This window comes from Pontibacillus sp. HN14 (assembly GCF_021129245.1).
Lineage (GTDB): Bacteria > Bacillota > Bacilli > Bacillales > BH030062 > Pontibacillus.
Window position 1 is genome coordinate 1 of the sequence record NZ_JAJOLR010000011.1, and the last position, 16,982, is coordinate 16,982.

The following is a 16,982-nucleotide window of genomic DNA, read 5'->3' on the forward strand; positions in this document are numbered from 1 at the left end:
AGCCAAGATCAAACTCTCCATAAAATGTGAGTCTGCCTAGCATCAAAATAAATGATTACTGGCTTTAAAAATCAATTTAAAGACATTGACGTTACATGTTGTTTCGTTCAGTTTTCAAGGATCAAATTGTTTCGCTGTGTTTCAGCGACAAAAACTAATATAACATTTTATCTCGTTTCCGTCAATCACTTTTTCGAAAAAAGTTGATTTGTTTTTGCTGTTAACTTTTTTGAAGTGTTTATCTCGCTGACAACAAAAAATATCTTACCATGGTATAAAACTATTTGGCAAGTGTTTTTCAAAAAAAATTAAAAAATCCTTCTAAAAAATCTTCAGAAGGATTTTCATCCCTACTTATAATGGCTTTTAAGTGCCTCTAATGTAAGCTGTGATGGATGATCTATAATCCAGTCCGCTTCAGCCATAGCGGTTTTTGTCCCTACACCAACTGCAAACATGCCTGCTGTCTTTATTGACTTCACTCCCGCTTCAGCGTCTTCTATCCCCACACATTGTTCTGGGTTTACATTTAATTGCTGGGCAGCTTTTAAGAAAATCTCCGGATCAGGCTTTCCTCTTTCAACAGAAGCTGCATCGACAACAGTATCTAAATAGCTTTCAATGCGAAGTTGACGAATGACGGGACGAGCATTTTTGCTGGCAGATGCTAAAGCTGTTGGGATACCCGCAGCTCTTACCTGTGTTAAAAATGGTAATATACCCGGAAGAAGATCATCTGGGGTAATTTTTCCGATAAACGTTTTATAGTGTTCGTTTTTCTTATGAGCCAGCGCTTCGATTTCCTCTTCAGCAAGCACAATCCCACCGTGATCTAAAATCATTTGTAAGGAGTCCATGCGGCTAACTCCTTTTAAACGTTCGTTAAAGATTCGATCAAAGGGAATGCCCAGGTCATCAGCGAGTTGTTTCCAGGCTAAATAGTGGTATTCAGCTGTATCTGTAATGACACCATCTAAATCAAATATAATAGCTTTTATTTCTTTCATTTCCCTCACCCCTATGTAAAAGCGATTTCATAAATATTGTATCATACATAAGGGAGAGTTCACTTATTTGTGTTTTCGCTTTGGCAGTACATACCGTATACAGTCATGTTTAGTGGCTAATCGGGTGAATAATTGGTACAAAATTTTATAGCGCTCTTCCATAGCCCTTTTTACTACATGATCAATGCGATGATCTTCTAAATCCATTAAAAGTTCATCCATCTCTCGCTTCAGTAAATACTCGATCTCTTTTCGTTCCATATCCCTTAATAAAAGTCCTAGCATGTACTCACCTCTTTTTGATATGTTCCTCCCTATCATGTCCATTTATATCCAATTTATGAAATGATTTAGATGCTTGTTCATATTTGTCCCCTACACTCATAAGTTGTACTAAGCAGGGATTTCCGAAAGATAAGGAGAGGTGTGAGATGGAACACTTTTATGCTTGGAACGGGAACCGCATAAAGAAATGGGGCTTAGTTATTGTTGCAGCTTTATTCTGCGCAATCTTTTTGTGGGTGGAACGAGATAATGCCTTTTCTGTTTTCTCGACTGACAAAGGACCAAGAGCACTTATTAGTAGCAGCTCGAAAAGTAAGGATGTAGCCATTACGTTTAATATCAGCTGGGGCCAAGAGGAAGTATACCCGATCTTGGAATCACTTAAGAAAAATGACGTGAAGGCTACATTCTTTGTGAGCGGGGAATGGGCTGAGAAACACCCAGATATTCTTAAAGAAATTACAGAGAACAAACATGATCTAGGAATGATGGGATATCGGTATAAGAGTTACTTAAAACAAGATATTACCCAAGTTAAGAAAGATTTACTATATGCTAAAGAAACCTTTAAGAAATTAGGATATGAAGAGGTGAACCTCTTACGCCCTCCTAGCGGGCACTTTAATAAAGAGGTATTAACCCTCGCAGAAGATCTTGGCTTTAAAGTAGTGCAGTGGAGCATTAATCCTGAAGATTATAAGAACCCTGGTACTCAAACGATTGTCGATGAAATCATGAAGGAAACACAGGGAGGGGACATTATCGTCCTTCATGCCTCCGATTCTGTTAAGCAAACTAACGAAGCACTTAAGACGGTCCTCCCGGGATTAAAACAAAAAGGATACGAATTTGTATCAATATCTGAAATGATCTCTAAGACAGACGCAAAGTCCAGTTCTATCAAATAAAAAAGCAAACGCTCCTAACGTTTGCTTTTTTTCTTTCTCTTTTTTTTCTTTTTTTGAGGTGGTTTAGTCGATCCAGCCTCAGGAATCGCTTCTTCTTTCGATTGTCCTTCATTGATCCTGTGAAGAATTAATAACTGATAGGTGTTACAGAATAAGACAGCAGGCAGCATAAGCATGACCCAATCAGGATCATCTGCTTGAAAGGCAGGAACGAGTTCCACGGAAGTGATAACGACCATAAAGAACAAGGCCGGTAAAAATGCTTTGGCATTCGTCTCTCTTGATTTCACATAAGCGACTGCCCAACCGAACAAGAGTAAAGCAGCAGGCAACACAAAGAATGTAGCAAGACCCGCTTCCCCGGAAACGCTCTTGTAACGGAAATAAACTAAATCAAATAAAGTAAAAGCAATCAAGACGACCTGTATGGGTCCCCATAGCTTACGAAACATCCCTAATCCGAACTGATGAACGGTCAGGTATGCAAAAAACGCCATCTGGCTAATTACGCTAAAAATAAACCCTAATCCAAGATACATAAGCGTTAAAATAATGACTTCCCATATACTAAAAGGGTTAAGTGCTGTTGCATAATGTTCACTTTGTACAAAGAAACTAACGACAAGGGTGATAACCCCTCCCCATAATAAAGTCGTTAGAAACAAATTCACCCATTTACGACTTGTCACGTTTTATCCCCCTATTTTTTTCCGTAAATCAATCCTATGGTATTTTACCATAAAAACAAGCGTTTTCACGCTAAAACGTGTGTATATTTTCTTTCAATTATCTCATATTAAGTATATGTAAGGTGATTGAAAGGAGCGTTCTCATGATTAGGATGAAGAGCATAGCAATCCTACTCGCACTAATGGCCGTACTGACAGCTTGTTCAGGCAACTCCTCATCTGGTGGAGAACAAGCCGATTATGATAAAACCAAGAAAATGGTTGTAGATATATTAAAGACCGATGATGGCAAAAAAGCCATTACAGAAGTATTATCTGATAAAGAAATGAAACAGCAAGTCGTTCTGGAATCCGATGTTGTAAAAACAAGCATCGAAGATACCATTACTTCAGATAAGGGAAAAAAGTTCTGGGAAGAATTGTTCCAAAATCCCCAATTCTCGAAGAAATTCGCTGAGTCCCTCTCAGAAGAACAAAAGAAAATCATGAAGTCCCTTATGAAAGACTCACAGTACCAAAAAAGCATGTTAGAGCTACTCCAAAATCCGGATATGGAGAAACAAATGCTGACTGTTATGAAAAGCCAGCAATTCCGTGAACACTTAGAAAAGACGATTCAGGAGACAATGGAAACCCCTATGTTTAAAGCCAAGATGAGCGAAATTGTCCTAAAAGCTGCTGAAGAAATGAAATCAGGAGGACAATCCCAAGAAGGCGGCTCGCAAGGTGAAAAAAGCTCCAGCGGAAGTAGCGGATCAAAGCAAGATCAACAATCCTCCGGAGGAAATGAGTAAGGTCTAAAGCATAAGCGTCCGTTTAGCAACGTATAAGCTGGATTGAATCGCAGTGATAGAAATAAAAAGGGTGCCCTTTCGAGGCACCCTTTTTATGCATTAAGCTTCCATCTTTTTAATCATCTTATTTGCTATTGATAAAAAGATCTTACCCGTTGGATGATCCGCTTGGTAAACACCAGGGGCAAAGATATCTTCTTCCTCATATGGCTGTTGAAGAGGAAGTTGTCCAAGTACTTCCGTCTGTAGCTGTTCAGCTAGCTTAGGTCCTCCCCCTTGACCGAAAACAAACTCTTTTTGACCAGTAAGAGCACTCTGGAAATAGGCCATATTCTCAATAACCCCTAAAATCTCATGTTCTGTCTTGATGGCCATCTGACCCGCACGTGCTGCAACAAAAGCTGCCGTTGGGTGTGGAGTTGTAACGATGACTTCTTTACAAGATGGCAACATTGAATGAAGGTCTAACGCAACATCCCCTGTCCCTGGCGGAAGATCTATAAGTAGGTAATCTAAGTCGCCCCACTCTACCTCTTTAAAGAAGCTCGTCAGCATTTTCCCTAACATTGGACCTCTCCAAATAATTGGAGAGTTGTCCTCAACAAAAAAGCCCATGGAAATCACTTTGACTCCAAACCGCTCAACAGGAATAATTTGCTCTCCTCTTACTACCGGGCGCTCTTCAATCCCCATCATATCGGGAACGCTGAACCCGTAAATATCAGCATCAATAATTCCAACCTTTTTACCAAGACGCGCTAAAGAAGTCGCAAGGTTCACAGTAACCGTTGATTTCCCTACGCCCCCTTTACCACTTGCAATACCAATAAAGGTCGTCCCTGTATTTCCTTCAAGTAATGACTCACTCTCATTACTAGCTACAGCATATTGCTCAATCACTTCATCAGATAACTGATTGAATCGTAAACCTACCGTTGCAACACCAGCCCCTTTTAAAACGTTTACAATTTCTTGTTGAAATTGCATCTGTTCAGCTGTATTAGGCTGCGCGATAGCAATCTTGACGCTTACATGATTCTTTTCTTCTTTAATTTTAATTTCTTCAATACCGCCTGTTTCTTCTAATGTTCTATGTAAATGAGGATCATGCAAAGGATGTAGCAGATCCACCACTTGTTCTTGTGTTATCATATTCTGTCACCAACCTTCTATAATGTCTAAGTTGTAGTATAACATAAAAAGGCAGAAATCACGGATGACAGTGCTTGATAATTAGAAATTTTCAGTAAGGTTACTCAGGTGCTTCCTCTTCTGTGACGTAACGTAAGACCCCTTCATAAACGGAAGCCGCCACCTTATTTTGATACTCATCTGTCTTTAACAAGTCCCGCTCATGAATATTTGATAAAAAGCCAATTTCAACAAGAGCCCCCGGAGCCTCTGTACTACGTAGTAAATACATATTGCTGATCGCTAATGCACTCCGATTCGTATTTTCAAGGTTCCTCTTTATTTCACTTTGAATAAACTTTGCAAGCTGCTCACTTTCTGGTGAAGAGGCATTGTAAAAAGACTGTGCCCCATGCCACTTAGGAGAAGGAATAGCATTCAGATGAACACTTACATAAAAATCCGCTTCTTTCTCATTAATAAACTCCACGCGCCTTCTTAAATCCTGTGACTTACGTTTAGATATAATTTTCTCGTCTTCATCAGCAAGATCCATATCCTTTTCCCTAGTCATATAAACAAGTGCTCCCGCTTGCTGCAAGTAATCCCGTAGTTTTTTAGAGACTTCAAGCGTAATTTCTTTCTCAAGTGTTTGATCACTCCCTACCGCCCCGCCATCGACACCACCATGCCCTGGATCGATCACCACAACCTTACCAGCGAGGGGAAGGGACCATGTTTGCCAAGAATCATTCGTTTCAATTGGATAACGTAAAAGAACTATGAGAACCACTAAACCAATCAACCAACTAGAAATTTTAAAAGCTTTTCCCATCCTTGTCTCCTCCTCGTCCTAGCTACTTCTCAATATATGGGACAAGTGAGGGGAATATGACCCTCTAATCGAGCTTCAGTCGCCTGCGCCGTTCTCCTCTTTCTAAACCAATCTTCCACCAGGTATCAACGAAATCTTCACAGCTCTTTTCCGCTTTTACAGCAAACCACCCATTTACACCAGAAGCTTGCTGCCAGTATTCCAGATAATCAAAGAAATCGAGTGCAATCGTCCCAAGCTCCACCTTATAACGCTTCTCAATCGCATCTATACTTTCCCCCATGAGGAGGAATTGGCTGGCCTCAGCCCCTAGTAAATAAGCCTCCATAGCTTGCTCAACCGCTTCTTCTTTGATGGCTGACTCATAAACCTGAAAGGAATGAAAGAAACGCTGGAATCGTCTAGAAACATCATTTTGAACCTCAGTAAAGGTCAATTCACGTAACAAGTTACGTTCAAAAGCTAACTGTTTATTTAAACGGAGCCGATCAATAGATACAACCGACATACCGAATCACCTCCATATTGCTTATTAGTGTATTCGGTATCAGCCTCAATCATTCTGGACTATAACACTTCCCTTGACTGGAAAAATTACGCTACTTCAAGGGCAACCGCTGCTTTCCTATAATAAAGTAAATCAATACAAAAAAACCCTGGTCGTAAAGACCAGGGTTTTGGAAAACGTAAATATAAAATTAACGTTTTGAGAATTGTGGAGCACGACGAGCAGCTTTAAGACCGTATTTCTTACGCTCTTTCTTACGAGGGTCACGTGTAAGTAGACCTGCACGCTTAAGAGTCGTACGGTATTCTGGATCTGCTTCTAACAACGCGCGTGCAATTCCGTGACGGATTGCACCAGCTTGACCTGTGAAGCCACCACCATCAACGTTTACATAAACGTCATAGTTGCCTTCGTTTTCAGTCACAGCTAAAGGTTGTTTAGTGATCACACGTAGCGTTTCATATGGGAAATAATCTTCTGAGTCACGTTTGTTAATCACGATACGGCCTGTACCTGGAACTAAACGTACACGCGCTACAGAAGTTTTACGACGTCCGGTACCGTAGTATTGTACTTGTGCCATCTGTAGTCAACCTCCTTATTAATTAACCGCGAAGCTCATATGCTTCTGGTTTTTGTGCTTGATGCTTGTGTTCAGGACCTGCATAAACATGTAGCTTTTTGCCCATTTTGCGTCCTAGGCTTCCGTTAGGTAACATACCTTTAACGGCTAGCTCGATCATTTGTTGTGGATAGTTCGTACGCATTTCTAAAGCGTTACGCTCTTTAAGTCCACCAACATAATTTGTGTGACGGTAGTACATCTTGTCCGTCAGTTTTTTACCTGTAAGTTCGATCTTCTCAGCGTTTACGATAATGACATGGTCGCCAGTATCAACGTGAGGAGTGTAAGTTGCTTTATGCTTACCGCGAAGGATTGCTGCAATTTCACTAGCCAAACGACCTAGTGTTTGACCTTCAGCATCAACAACATACCATTTGCGTTCAACGTTGCTTTCGTTTGCCATAAAAGTTGTGCGCATGGTCAGTTCCCTCCTGATTTTCGTTATCTCGTTAACGTATATTTTATTCTCAACACAATTAGATTCCGGGGCCAATCGTGGTATAGAAATAAAATGCCATAGATCATATTATAATACTTTACTATTTAATGTCAAGGGTATGTTACACCTGGGGACGTTGTTTTTACAAATAATCTACATTCCACAGAAACAGCCCCTGTGGCGGCGCCGTTTTGCCAGCCATATCTCGATCTCTTGTTTCCAAAATTTTATTTAAATCTGATACTTGTTTTTTTCCGGAACCAATCTCAAGAAATGTTCCAACCAAAATACGTACCATATTGTAAAGAAAACCATTCCCTATAAACGTAAAGATCAGCTCGTCATCCACCACTTCACAGCGAACGGAATACAGAGTACGGACACAGTCGCCCTTCATGGTCGTTTTCTTTGAACAAAAGGACGTAAAGTCATGCGTCCCTTCTACAATAGCACACGCCTCTTGTATAGCCTCTATATTTAGCTTGTAAGGGTAATGAAATGTTACACCTCTCCGGAATACATCAGGGATGTCCCGGTGTAATACTCGATACCGGTATTCTTTCTTTTTACTGTTATAGCGCGAATGGAAATCATCAGAGACCGGTTCCGCTCGTTGAATCACCACATCATCTGGCATTAACGACTGCAAAGCCTTTCTCCAATTCATATTAGGGTTGTCTAGGTTGGAGTCGAAATGAAGCACTTGTCCACGTGCGTGCACGCCTGCATCTGTTCGACCAGAGGGATGCAAACGAATTTCTTCCCCCTTATGAATCTTCTTCAACGCTCTCTCAATCACTTCTTGAACCGTTCTCCCGTTCGGTTGAACTTGAAAACCGGAAAAATGAGTACCATCGTAGCTTACCACACAAGCAACACGAACCATAGTGCTTACACCTCTATGCTCTAGTTAAAAATACTGCAATGATGACAATGGCAAACAAAACAAGGACTGTATAATCCACTTTACGTAGAACAAGTTCCCGAAGCTTTGTCCGACCTTCGCCTCCTTGATATCCTCTAGCTTCCATCGCCATAGCTAATTCTTCAGCACGCTTAAACGCGCTTACAAAAAGAGGGACCAACAAAGGGACAATGGCTTTTAATCGTTCTTTAACCGGCCCTGTTCTAAAGTCAACACCTCTTGAGGCTTGAGCTTTTGATATCTTTTCCGTCTCTTGCATAAGCGTCGGTATAAATCGTAAAGATATAGACATCATCAAGGCTAATTCGTGTACAGGAAATTTCACCTTTTTCAGAGGATGAAGCATACTCTCAATAGCATCAGTTATAGCAATCGGCGTGGTCGTAAGAGTCAGTAACGATGTAATCAGAATTAATAAGAAAAAGCGTAACGAAATCGCAACACCTTGTATAAGTGCACCTGAATAAACATCAAAACCTAATATAGAAAATAGCACCGTTCCCTCTTTCGTAACCACGAGGTGTAAGAGGAACGTAAAGATGATTAAAAACCAAACTGGCTTCAAACCCTTAGCAATAAAGCGCGGGGAAATCCTCGTAATCGCTACACTAATGAGGGCAAATAATCCAAGGGCTGCATAACTCGCCACCGAGTTAGCGAAAAAGACGACGATCACAAAGAAAAAGATGATTGTAATCTTAGCTCTTGGGTCCATATGGTGGACAGGTGAGTTCCCTGGGACATATTGTCCGATAACCATGGAACTGTTCATTGAGACGCCCCCTTTAGGTGCTGGGCAACTTCTTCGGCCAGTTCTTTAATCGTTTGATTCTTATATTCAATAGAAAGACCAAAACGTTTATTCATCTTATCTGTTAACTCTATAATCTCAGGTACGTCTAGTCCGACGTTATTTAAAGCGTCCTTTTCTTTGAACACTTCTAATGGTTTGCCTTGCATATACAATTGACCTTTGTGCATCACAATCACGTAATCAGCATAAGCAAGAGCATCCTCCATACTGTGTGTAACATGAACCGTCGTGAGCTCTTTCTCATGATGCAACTGATAGAACATATCCATAATCTCACGTTGTCCTTTAGGGTCTAACCCTGCAGTTGGTTCATCTAACACCAGAACGCGAGGATTCATTGCAAGCACTCCCGCAATAGCGACGCGGCGCATTTGACCACCGCTTAAGTCGAATGGAGAACGCTCTAACATATCTGATGACAATCCTACTGCTCCAATGGTTTCTTGGACGCGTTGTTCGATTTCTTCTTTTGACACACCGAAGTTGGCCGGTCCAAAAGAAATATCTTTTTCAATGGTTTCTTCAAATAATTGGTGTTCTGGATATTGAAACACAACCCCAACTTGCTTTCTAAGGGCTTTTAAGTTCTTCGGTTTTGACCCGGCTTGTAACGTAACGTCACCAACCGTCACACTCCCGTGGGTAGGAGCTAACAATCCGTTTAGATGTTGAATAAGGGTAGATTTACCAGAACCCGTGTGACCAATCACAGCCACAAAGGACCCAGATGAAATTTCAAAAGAGAGATTTTCAAGTGCTCGATGTTCAAAAGGGCTATTGGGTTGATAGATATAACTTACGTTGTTGAATGTAATGTCCATATTTCATCCATCAATTCTTCGTGATTTAGAGGTTGCTTTGATATATTCAGCCCAAGCTGGTGTAACTCATGAGCGAACTTTGACACAAGAGGAATGTCTAAACCAATAGTCTGTAAGTCTTCTCTATGTTCAAACAGTTCCCTTGGAGTCCCTTCAAACCAAACATCCCCATCATTCATAACCACAACCCGATCAGCGAGCGTTACTTCATTTAAGTCATGTGTAATCGTTACAATTGAAACATCCCGTTCCTGTCGCACCTGGTTGACCGTATGCATAATCTCTTTTCTCCCTTTTGGATCTAACATAGCTGTTGCTTCATCAAGAATGATCATAGAAGGCGCGACAGCCAGCACACTCGCAATGGCTACACGCTGTTTCTGGCCACCTGATAATCGATGGGGTTCATGATCCTCATACTCTTCCATCCCAACAGCTTTTAAGCTTTGGGCAATTCTTTTCACCATTTCCTCACGAGGGATTCCATGGTTTTCAAGCCCGAAAGCAACATCATCCTTAACCGTAGTCCCCACAAACTGGTTATCTGGATTTTGGAATACCATCCCTACTTTACGACGAATCTCCCAAATATTCTCTTCAGAAAGCTCGAGCCCATCAACATGCACTTCACCTGCATTTGGGAAGAGCAATCCGTTCATAAGCTTAGCCATAGTTGACTTACCTGAACCATTATGGCCGATCACAGCGACCCACTCATTTTGATTTACTTGAATGGAGACGTCATTCAAAACCATAGGGCTGTCTTCTCGATACTGGAAAGAGACGTTTTGAAATTCTAAGAAACTCTTCTCCATCTCTTACCTCCTCCGCTCTTCTCTCGTATTTCCCCGGAAATATGACAAATCATTCCCTGGTTTTACGTAACTTGTCGAATCTGGGGTACATCGAATTAACTTTAAAACGTATAAAAAAAGGGCTGGGATAACCTCAAAAGAGATTCTGTCCTGCCCTTTTTCCAAGTAGGATTATACTAATTCGATAATCGCAGTTTTTGCACCGTCACCTTTACGGGCACCAAGTTTCATGATGCGAGTGTAACCGCCTTGACGGTCTTCGTAACGTGGACCGATGTCTGTGAATAGCTTCTGAAGTGCAGTTTGACCGCTCTCCTCATCAGCTTGTGCTTTGTATAGGAAAGATTCAGCTTGGCGACGAGCATGAAGATCTCCACGCTTACCAAGTGTAATCATTTTCTCTACAACAGAACGAAGCTCTTTCGCTTTCGCTTCAGTAGTTTCAATACGTTCATGAATAATTAGGTCAGTTGCTAAGTTGCGTAGCAATGCCATACGTACGTCAGTTGTACGACCTAGTTTTCTAGCCATGTCAGTTCCCCTCCTTTGCAGAGTTTCTCTCTATCGACAATGATTAATCGTCTTTACGTAAGCCTAAGCCAAGTTCTTCGAGCTTATGCTTAACTTCCTCAAGAGATTTACGTCCAAGGTTACGAACTTTCATCATATCCTCTTCCGATTTTTGTGCAAGCTCTTGAACCGTGTTGATACCTGCACGCTTGAGGCAGTTGTAAGAACGCACGGATAAATCAAGTTCTTCGATTGTCATTTCAAGGACTTTTTCTTTTTGGTCTTCTTCTTTCTCAACCATGATTTCAGCGTTTTGCGCTTCATCAGTGAGTCCAACGAAAATGTTTAAGTGTTCCATGTAGATTTTAGCACCTAATGAAACAGCTTCTTCTGGTCGAATGCTTCCGTCAGTCCAAATGTCTAACGTCAGCTTATCAAAATTTGTCACCTGGCCTACACGAGTGTTTTCCACTTGGTAGGTAACACGTGAAATTGGAGTGAAGATAGAATCAACTGGGATGACGCCGATCGGCTGTTCATCAAATTTGTTTGCTTCTGCAGGACGATAGCCGCGTCCTTTTTCTGCCGTAATCTTCATACGGAGATTTGCGTTTGATTGTAACGTTGCAATGTGGATCTCAGGGTTTAAGATCTCTACATCAGAATCATGCGTGATGTCAGCTGCTGTTACATTTCCCTGTCCAGAAACATCAACCTCTAAAGTTTTCGTCTCTTCAGAGTAAATCTTAAGAGCTAATTGCTTAAGATTTAAGACAATAGTGGTTACGTCTTCGACTACACCATCTACTGTTGAGAATTCATGAAGTGCTCCTTCAATCTGGACAGATGTTACTGCAGCGCCCGGAAGTGAGGATAGTAGAATACGACGTAAGGAGTTCCCTAGTGTTGTACCATATCCACGTTCAAGCGGTTCGACGACCAACTTACCAAACGTTGCATCATCGCTGATCTCAACCAGTTCAATTTTTGGCTTTTCAATCTCGATCATTAATTAAAACCCTCCTTCAAAACGTCGAAACCCCGGTTAGACAAAGTCTAACCGAAATTCCTCAGGTAGGCAGTCCCCGTTTATACATAGTTTATTCGATCATAGGCTAAAAACGTTTATACTGCTTTTTTAGCTATCATAACCCATTATAGACAGGGTGACAAATTCTATACAGGTAAATTATACACGACGACGTTTTGGTGGGCGGCAACCATTGTGAGGTACTGGAGTTACATCAACAATGGCTGTAACTTCTAGTCCTGTAGCTTGAAGTGCACGAATTGCAGCTTCACGGCCAGCACCAGGGCCTTTAACCGTTACTTCTACAGATTTTAAACCGTGCTCCATACCAGCTTTTGCAGCTGCTTCAGATGCCATTTGTGCAGCGAATGGAGTAGATTTACGAGAACCTCTGAAACCAAGAGAACCAGCACTACTCCAAGATACTGCGTTACCTTGAACGTCAGTAATCGTAACGATAGTGTTGTTAAACGTAGAACGGATGTGCGCGACACCCGTGTCAATATTCTTTTTCACACGGCGCTTACGAGTGTTTGTTTTACGAGCCATAGGGTTAGCTTACCTCCTTTATACCTTATTTTTTCTTGTTTGCAACTGTACGACGTGGACCTTTACGCGTACGAGAGTTGTTTTTCGTTTTCTGACCGCGAAGTGGAAGACTACGACGGTGACGGATTCCACGGTAGGAACCGATTTCGATCAGGCGCTTCACGTTAAGAGAGTTCTCACGACGAAGATCACCTTCTACAGTGTAGCTCTCAAGAGCTGTACGAATCTTAGCTAATTCATCTTCTGTTAGGTCACGAACACGAGTATCCTCAGATACGCCAGCTTCCGCTAAAACATTTTTAGCAGTAGTGTGTCCAATGCCGTATACATACGTTAATGAAATGACAATACGTTTGTCACGTGGAATGTCAATACCAGCAATACGTGCCATTCAGCAGTGCACCTCCTTTAGTACTTATCCTTGTTTTTGTTTATGCTTAGGATTATCGCAAATTACCATTACTTTACCTTTACGACGGATAACTTTGCATTTTTCGCAAATTGGTTTTACAGATGGTCTTACCTTCATCATCCATACCTCCTTTTAGATCGGAGCATTCCCGCGTTATTATTTATAGCGGTAGGTAATACGTCCTCTACTTAAATCATATGGAGAAAGTTCAACCGTCACTTTATCTCCTGGAAGAATACGAATGAAATGCATGCGTATCTTACCGGAAACGTGAGCGAGTACGGTATGACCGTTCTCTAACTCAACTTTAAACATTGCATTAGGCAATGTGTCAACGATTGTTCCTTCTACTTCAATTACATCTTCTTTCGCCATCGAGTTGATCTCCCTTCTTCAAATCAGTCACTGCTTCATCTACAAATTTTGATAAGGCAAAACGAAGTTTGCCATTCGTTACGCGACCAGTTTCTAGAAGGCTATTTTCGACCTCAGGAGAAACATACTCAGTACATTCAATGTGTTGAATATTCTTCTTCTTCGGCCTGTCGTACTTTCGTTTTTCTCCGTCTGCGAGCATCACAAAACGATCATCAACAAATCCGATGATAATCATATATTGTTCAACCTCACGTCCTTGCAAAACACGAACAACCTGACCTATTCGTGGACTCGAATCCGCTTCGTTCAAAAACGATCACCTTCACTTAGGCTTTAGTTAAAATCTCAAAACCTTCATCCGTTATAGCAATAGTATGCTCGAAGTGGGCACACATCTTACCATCTTCCGTCACTACTGTCCAGTTGTCAGCAAGTGTCCGTACATAACGTTCACCAGCATTGACCATTGGCTCTACGGCTAAAACCATTCCTGGTCTAAGTCGCGGCCCCTTATTAGGTGGGCCGTAGTGTGGAATTTGTGGATCTTCATGAAGCTCTTGCCCAACTCCGTGGCCTACATATTCTCTAACAATAGAGAAACCTTTAGGTTCTACGAATGATTGAATAGCATGAGAAATATTAGATAAGCGAACGCCCGGTTTAATTTCATCCAGACCTTTAAACAAGGACTCTTCTGTTACATCAAGTAGTTCCTGTGTTGCTTCATCGATTTCCCCTACTGGGTAAGTCCAGGCAGAATCTCCATGATAGCCTTTATATTTAGCGCCAATATCAATTGAGATAATATCTCCATTGTTTAGTTGGCGATCACCTGGAATTCCATGTACCAGCTCTTCATTGACAGATACACAAATACTGCCACGGAATCCATTATAACCTTTGAAAGAAGGAATTGCATCCATACTGAGGATGAATTCTTCTGCAATCTCATCAAGTTTTTTGGTAGAGATACCAGGTTCAATATGCTTTTGCAATTCCTGGTGCGTGAGTGCGACTATTCGGCCGGCTTCACGCATGATATCTAATTCACGTGGCGTTTTTGTAATAATCATTTAGATAAGCCTCCGAGCTTGTTATCAATATCATGGAAGACTTGATCAATTTCTTGATCTCCATTGATTGTAACTAAATATCCTTTACCTTCATAGAAGTCTAAAAGTGGTTTAGTGTTTTCAAGGTTTACTTCAACACGCTTGCGTACGGTTTCTGGCTTGTCGTCATCACGCTGAATGAGTTCGCTGCCATCATGATCGCATTTCCCTTCCACTTTAGGAGGGTTGAATGTTACATGATAAGTGGCGCCACATGTTGGACAAATTCTGCGTCCAGTCAAACGTTCGACAAGCTGATCTTGGTCTACATCGATATGAAGAACATAATCTAAGGTAGAGCCTAAATCAGAAAGAACTGTTTCAAGCGCTTCTGCTTGTGCGATTGTTCTTGGGAAACCGTCTAGTAAGAAGCCTTCTTTAGCATCATCTTTGCCAAGACGTTCGCGAACAATACCAATTGTCACTTCGTCAGGCACAAGAGCACCTTGGTCCATATAGGACTTAGCTTCTTTACCTAGGTCTGTTCCTTCTTTAATCGCAGCACGAAACATATCTCCTGTTGAGATATGAGGGATTTGGTATTTTTCAACGATCTTCTCTGCCTGGGTACCTTTACCAGCACCTGGTAAACCCATTAAGATTAAGTTCAAAATGTTCCCCTCGCTCTCATATGGTGGATTAGCACCTAATCCTTTTATTTAATGAAGCCTTTATAGTGACGTTTCACTAATTGACTTTCTAATTGTTTCATCGTTTCTAGTGCAACACCAACTACGATGAGTAGACTAGTACCACCAATTTGAACGCTTTGTGGTAATCCCGCAATGTTTCCTAGAATAATTGGTAATACAGCAATTACAGCTAAGAAAAGGGATCCTACAAATGTTAAACGGTAAAGTACACGAGTCAAATAAGTTTCGGTGTTCTTACCAGGACGAATTCCTGGGATATATCCACCTTGCTTCTTCAAGTTTTCTGCCATTTGTTCCGGGTTAACCTGAACGAATGTGTAGAAATACGTGAAGGCAATAATTAAAGCTACATAAATAATCATTCCAGTCCAGTTCTGATAATCAAAGATATACTGGATAGTGGATGCTACTTCATTATCACCGAAGAACCCTGCGACTGTACGCGGTGCAACGATAAATGAGATAGCGAAGATTACTGGGATAACCCCTGCAGCATTTACTTTTATCGGAAGGTGCGTAGAATGACCACCCACTGGAGAACGATTTACTAATCGCTTCGCATATTGGATAGGAATTTTACGCAACGCTTGTTGAATGAATATAACTCCAACGACAATTCCAACTGTTACTAGTGCAATCAATGCTACGATTACGATATTGAGAAATAGCTGTTCACCTGCACCGGCAATGTATTTCTCATAAAGCTGGTTTACTCCACCCGGAATACCAGCTGCAATCCCTGCAAAGATTAAGATGGAAATTCCGTTACCTACACCATGAGCTGTGATTTGCTCCCCAAGCCACATTAAGAATGTTGTTCCACTTGTTAATACAAGTGCAATGACAACAAACTTCATAGCGCCTGGATCTAAGATCAATTGTCCGCCAGTCATAGCGTTAAAGCCGACTGACATTCCAATTGCTTGAATAAAAGCAAGAACAACCGTTCCATAGCGGGTAAACTGAGCTAATTTACGACGGCCAACTTCACCTTGTTTCTTCCACTCTGCAAATTTAGGAACAACATCCATCTGCAAAAGCTGCATAATGATGCTGGCCGTGATATACGGCATGATTCCCATTGCAAAAATGGAGAACTGTTGAAGGGCTCCGCCCCCAAACGTATTTAAGAAGCCAAAAACATTATTTTCATTCATAAAGTTAATGGCGTTCTTATCTGTAAATGGAACAGGTATAAATGTTCCAAGTCGAAATACGACTAACATTAAAAGAGTGAAGATGATCTTTTGTCGTATATCACTCACGCGCATAAAATTGGAGATTGTCCGGAACATTAAATCACCTCAGTTTGACCGCCCGCTGCTTCGATCGCTTCTTTCGCGGAAGCAGAGAACTTATGAGCTTTTACAGTTAGTTTCTTCTCAATGTTACCTTTACCAAGTACTTTGATGCCAGAATTAAGTTTGCTAACCACGCCTGTTTCAAGTAAAAGCTCAGGAGTGACCTCTGTACCTTCTTCAAAACGATTCAACGCATCAAGGTTTACAACTGCAAACTCTTTGCGGTGAATGTTTGTGAAACCACGCTTTGGTAGGCGTTGGAATAGAGGCATTTGACCTCCCTCGAAACCTGGGCGAGTACCGCCACCGGAACGAGCTTTTTGTCCTTTATGACCACGTCCAGAAGTTTTTCCGTTACCTGTAGCCATACCACGGCCTACACGATTACGTGTTTTACGAGTACCTTCTGCTGACTTCAGTTCATGAAGTTTCATTGTAGCA

25 protein-coding genes are annotated in these 16,982 nt (G+C 41.4%); 2 read left to right on the plus strand and 23 right to left on the minus strand.

The features are described 5' to 3' along the window. Positions 1–350: 350 nt before the first annotated feature. Entirely contained in the window at positions 351–1,007 is a 657-nt protein-coding gene (gene pgmB / locus LQ226_RS19925) for a beta-phosphoglucomutase (RefSeq protein ID WP_231419797.1), read from the minus strand. 63 nt (positions 1,008–1,070) lie between these two features. Next, complete coding sequence (locus LQ226_RS19930) at positions 1,071–1,292, minus strand: hypothetical protein (protein ID WP_231419798.1); 222 nt, start codon at positions 1,290–1,292, stop codon at positions 1,071–1,073. A gap of 146 nt (positions 1,293–1,438) precedes the next feature. Between LQ226_RS19930 and pdaB the strand changes: the two genes are divergently transcribed. Then, on the plus strand, positions 1,439–2,200 hold the full coding sequence (gene pdaB, locus LQ226_RS19935; protein WP_231419799.1) for a polysaccharide deacetylase family sporulation protein PdaB: 762 nt from the start codon (positions 1,439–1,441) through the stop codon (positions 2,198–2,200). A gap of 14 nt (positions 2,201–2,214) precedes the next feature. Here pdaB and LQ226_RS19940 read toward each other — a convergent pair whose 3' ends face one another. Next, positions 2,215–2,889: a KinB-signaling pathway activation protein gene (locus tag LQ226_RS19940; protein WP_231419800.1), complete on the minus strand. Its 675-nt coding sequence runs from the start codon at positions 2,887–2,889 to the stop codon at positions 2,215–2,217. Between the two features lie 143 nt (positions 2,890–3,032). Between LQ226_RS19940 and gerD the strand changes: the two genes are divergently transcribed. Then, a complete protein-coding gene (gerD, locus tag LQ226_RS19945; RefSeq protein ID WP_231419801.1) occupies positions 3,033–3,683 on the plus strand; it encodes a spore germination lipoprotein GerD in 651 nt (216 codons plus the stop codon). Between the two features lie 99 nt (positions 3,684–3,782). On the opposite strand, the gene LQ226_RS19950 is transcribed toward gerD, so the two are convergent. The 20 genes from LQ226_RS19950 to rplO all read right to left on the minus strand — a co-directional run bounded on the left by LQ226_RS19950 (position 3,783) and on the right by rplO (position 16,975). Beyond that, the gene (locus tag LQ226_RS19950) at positions 3,783–4,835 is read right to left on the minus strand and encodes an Mrp/NBP35 family ATP-binding protein (protein WP_231419802.1); all 1,053 of its coding nucleotides are present in this window, start codon (positions 4,833–4,835) and stop codon (positions 3,783–3,785) included. Positions 4,836–4,935: 100 nt separating this feature from the next. Beyond that, positions 4,936–5,649 (minus strand): N-acetylmuramoyl-L-alanine amidase CwlD, encoded by a 714-nt coding sequence (gene cwlD / locus LQ226_RS19955; RefSeq protein ID WP_231419803.1) that lies wholly within the window; start codon positions 5,647–5,649, stop codon positions 4,936–4,938. 64 nt (positions 5,650–5,713) lie between these two features. Next, complete coding sequence (locus LQ226_RS19960; RefSeq protein ID WP_231419804.1) at positions 5,714–6,157, minus strand: DUF2521 family protein; 444 nt, start codon at positions 6,155–6,157, stop codon at positions 5,714–5,716. Positions 6,158–6,347: 190 nt separating this feature from the next. Beyond that, positions 6,348–6,740: a 30S ribosomal protein S9 gene (rpsI, locus tag LQ226_RS19965; protein WP_231419805.1), complete on the minus strand. Its 393-nt coding sequence runs from the start codon at positions 6,738–6,740 to the stop codon at positions 6,348–6,350. A 22-nt stretch (positions 6,741–6,762) separates the two neighbouring features. Further along, the gene (gene rplM / locus LQ226_RS19970) at positions 6,763–7,200 is read right to left on the minus strand and encodes a 50S ribosomal protein L13 (RefSeq protein WP_231419806.1); all 438 of its coding nucleotides are present in this window, start codon (positions 7,198–7,200) and stop codon (positions 6,763–6,765) included. Between the two features lie 163 nt (positions 7,201–7,363). Next, positions 7,364–8,107, minus strand: a complete 744-nt coding sequence (truA, locus tag LQ226_RS19975; RefSeq protein WP_231419807.1) for a tRNA pseudouridine(38-40) synthase TruA — start codon at positions 8,105–8,107, stop codon at positions 7,364–7,366. Between the two features lie 13 nt (positions 8,108–8,120). Beyond that, positions 8,121–8,918 (minus strand): energy-coupling factor transporter transmembrane component T family protein, encoded by a 798-nt coding sequence (locus LQ226_RS19980; RefSeq protein ID WP_231419808.1) that lies wholly within the window; start codon positions 8,916–8,918, stop codon positions 8,121–8,123. Then, positions 8,915–9,781: an energy-coupling factor ABC transporter ATP-binding protein gene (locus LQ226_RS19985; RefSeq protein ID WP_231419809.1), complete on the minus strand. Its 867-nt coding sequence runs from the start codon at positions 9,779–9,781 to the stop codon at positions 8,915–8,917. Before LQ226_RS19985 ends, LQ226_RS19980 begins: the two co-directional genes overlap by 4 nt. Continuing rightward, a complete protein-coding gene (locus LQ226_RS19990; RefSeq protein ID WP_231419810.1) occupies positions 9,757–10,596 on the minus strand; it encodes an energy-coupling factor ABC transporter ATP-binding protein in 840 nt (279 codons plus the stop codon). The genes LQ226_RS19985 and LQ226_RS19990 overlap by 25 nt, the downstream gene beginning before the upstream one ends. 171 nt (positions 10,597–10,767) lie before the next feature. Further along, positions 10,768–11,127 (minus strand): 50S ribosomal protein L17, encoded by a 360-nt coding sequence (gene rplQ, locus LQ226_RS19995; RefSeq protein WP_231419811.1) that lies wholly within the window; start codon positions 11,125–11,127, stop codon positions 10,768–10,770. 43 nt (positions 11,128–11,170) lie between these two features. Continuing rightward, positions 11,171–12,115 carry a DNA-directed RNA polymerase subunit alpha gene (locus LQ226_RS20000; protein WP_231419812.1) on the minus strand — a complete coding sequence of 315 codons (945 nt, stop codon included), beginning with the start codon at positions 12,113–12,115 and terminating at the stop codon, positions 11,171–11,173. A gap of 180 nt (positions 12,116–12,295) precedes the next feature. Next, complete coding sequence (gene rpsK / locus LQ226_RS20005; RefSeq protein ID WP_231419813.1) at positions 12,296–12,685, minus strand: 30S ribosomal protein S11; 390 nt, start codon at positions 12,683–12,685, stop codon at positions 12,296–12,298. Between the two features lie 25 nt (positions 12,686–12,710). Further along, positions 12,711–13,076, minus strand: coding sequence for a 30S ribosomal protein S13 (gene rpsM, locus LQ226_RS20010; protein ID WP_231419814.1), 366 nt, complete (start codon positions 13,074–13,076; stop codon positions 12,711–12,713). A gap of 24 nt (positions 13,077–13,100) precedes the next feature. After that, complete coding sequence (gene rpmJ / locus LQ226_RS20015; protein ID WP_036787716.1) at positions 13,101–13,214, minus strand: 50S ribosomal protein L36; 114 nt, start codon at positions 13,212–13,214, stop codon at positions 13,101–13,103. A 39-nt stretch (positions 13,215–13,253) separates the two neighbouring features. Beyond that, positions 13,254–13,472, minus strand: coding sequence for a translation initiation factor IF-1 (gene infA, locus LQ226_RS20020; RefSeq protein WP_036787719.1), 219 nt, complete (start codon positions 13,470–13,472; stop codon positions 13,254–13,256). Continuing rightward, positions 13,450–13,785: a KOW domain-containing RNA-binding protein gene (locus LQ226_RS20025; protein WP_036787722.1), complete on the minus strand. Its 336-nt coding sequence runs from the start codon at positions 13,783–13,785 to the stop codon at positions 13,450–13,452. The genes infA and LQ226_RS20025 overlap by 23 nt, the downstream gene beginning before the upstream one ends. Positions 13,786–13,801: 16 nt before the next feature. Continuing rightward, on the minus strand, positions 13,802–14,548 hold the full coding sequence (map, locus tag LQ226_RS20030) for a type I methionyl aminopeptidase (protein ID WP_231419815.1): 747 nt from the start codon (positions 14,546–14,548) through the stop codon (positions 13,802–13,804). After that, positions 14,545–15,198, minus strand: coding sequence for an adenylate kinase (locus LQ226_RS20035; RefSeq protein WP_231419816.1), 654 nt, complete (start codon positions 15,196–15,198; stop codon positions 14,545–14,547). The genes map and LQ226_RS20035 overlap by 4 nt, the downstream gene beginning before the upstream one ends. 44 nt (positions 15,199–15,242) lie before the next feature. Next, a complete protein-coding gene (secY, locus tag LQ226_RS20040) occupies positions 15,243–16,535 on the minus strand; it encodes a preprotein translocase subunit SecY (RefSeq protein WP_231419817.1) in 1,293 nt (430 codons plus the stop codon). Continuing rightward, positions 16,535–16,975: a 50S ribosomal protein L15 gene (rplO, locus tag LQ226_RS20045; RefSeq protein ID WP_231419818.1), complete on the minus strand. Its 441-nt coding sequence runs from the start codon at positions 16,973–16,975 to the stop codon at positions 16,535–16,537. The genes secY and rplO overlap by 1 nt, the downstream gene beginning before the upstream one ends. Between the last annotated feature and the right edge of the window lie 7 nt (positions 16,976–16,982).

Excerpts from the sequence above, each read along its gene's own strand:
- pgmB (WP_231419797.1), bottom strand. The coding sequence starts at position 1,007 with ATGAAAGAAATAAAAGCTATTATATTTGATTTAGATGGTGTCATTACA.
- LQ226_RS19930 (WP_231419798.1), bottom strand. The coding sequence starts at position 1,292 with ATGCTAGGACTTTTATTAAGGGATATGGAACGAAAAGAGATCGAGTAT.
- pdaB (WP_231419799.1), top strand. The coding sequence starts at position 1,439 with ATGGAACACTTTTATGCTTGGAACGGGAACCGCATAAAGAAATGGGGC.
- gerD (WP_231419801.1), top strand. The coding sequence starts at position 3,033 with ATGATTAGGATGAAGAGCATAGCAATCCTACTCGCACTAATGGCCGTA.
- LQ226_RS19950 (WP_231419802.1), bottom strand. The coding sequence starts at position 4,835 with ATGATAACACAAGAACAAGTGGTGGATCTGCTACATCCTTTGCATGAT.
- cwlD (WP_231419803.1), bottom strand. The coding sequence starts at position 5,649 with ATGGGAAAAGCTTTTAAAATTTCTAGTTGGTTGATTGGTTTAGTGGTT.
- LQ226_RS19960 (WP_231419804.1), bottom strand. The coding sequence starts at position 6,157 with ATGTCGGTTGTATCTATTGATCGGCTCCGTTTAAATAAACAGTTAGCT.
- rpsI (WP_231419805.1), bottom strand. The coding sequence starts at position 6,740 with ATGGCACAAGTACAATACTACGGTACCGGACGTCGTAAAACTTCTGTA.
- rplM (WP_231419806.1), bottom strand. The coding sequence starts at position 7,200 with ATGCGCACAACTTTTATGGCAAACGAAAGCAACGTTGAACGCAAATGG.
- truA (WP_231419807.1), bottom strand. The coding sequence starts at position 8,107 with ATGGTTCGTGTTGCTTGTGTGGTAAGCTACGATGGTACTCATTTTTCC.
- LQ226_RS19980 (WP_231419808.1), bottom strand. The coding sequence starts at position 8,918 with ATGAACAGTTCCATGGTTATCGGACAATATGTCCCAGGGAACTCACCT.
- LQ226_RS19985 (WP_231419809.1), bottom strand. The coding sequence starts at position 9,781 with ATGGACATTACATTCAACAACGTAAGTTATATCTATCAACCCAATAGC.
- LQ226_RS19990 (WP_231419810.1), bottom strand. The coding sequence starts at position 10,596 with ATGGAGAAGAGTTTCTTAGAATTTCAAAACGTCTCTTTCCAGTATCGA.
- rplQ (WP_231419811.1), bottom strand. The coding sequence starts at position 11,127 with ATGGCTAGAAAACTAGGTCGTACAACTGACGTACGTATGGCATTGCTA.
- LQ226_RS20000 (WP_231419812.1), bottom strand. The coding sequence starts at position 12,115 with ATGATCGAGATTGAAAAGCCAAAAATTGAACTGGTTGAGATCAGCGAT.
- rpsK (WP_231419813.1), bottom strand. The coding sequence starts at position 12,685 with ATGGCTCGTAAAACAAACACTCGTAAGCGCCGTGTGAAAAAGAATATT.
- rpsM (WP_231419814.1), bottom strand. The coding sequence starts at position 13,076 with ATGGCACGTATTGCTGGTATTGACATTCCACGTGACAAACGTATTGTC.
- rpmJ (WP_036787716.1), bottom strand. The coding sequence starts at position 13,214 with ATGAAGGTAAGACCATCTGTAAAACCAATTTGCGAAAAATGCAAAGTT.
- infA (WP_036787719.1), bottom strand. The coding sequence starts at position 13,472 with ATGGCGAAAGAAGATGTAATTGAAGTAGAAGGAACAATCGTTGACACA.
- map (WP_231419815.1), bottom strand. The coding sequence starts at position 14,548 with ATGATTATTACAAAAACGCCACGTGAATTAGATATCATGCGTGAAGCC.
- secY (WP_231419817.1), bottom strand. The coding sequence starts at position 16,535 with ATGTTCCGGACAATCTCCAATTTTATGCGCGTGAGTGATATACGACAA.
- rplO (WP_231419818.1), bottom strand. The coding sequence starts at position 16,975 with ATGAAACTTCATGAACTGAAGTCAGCAGAAGGTACTCGTAAAACACGT.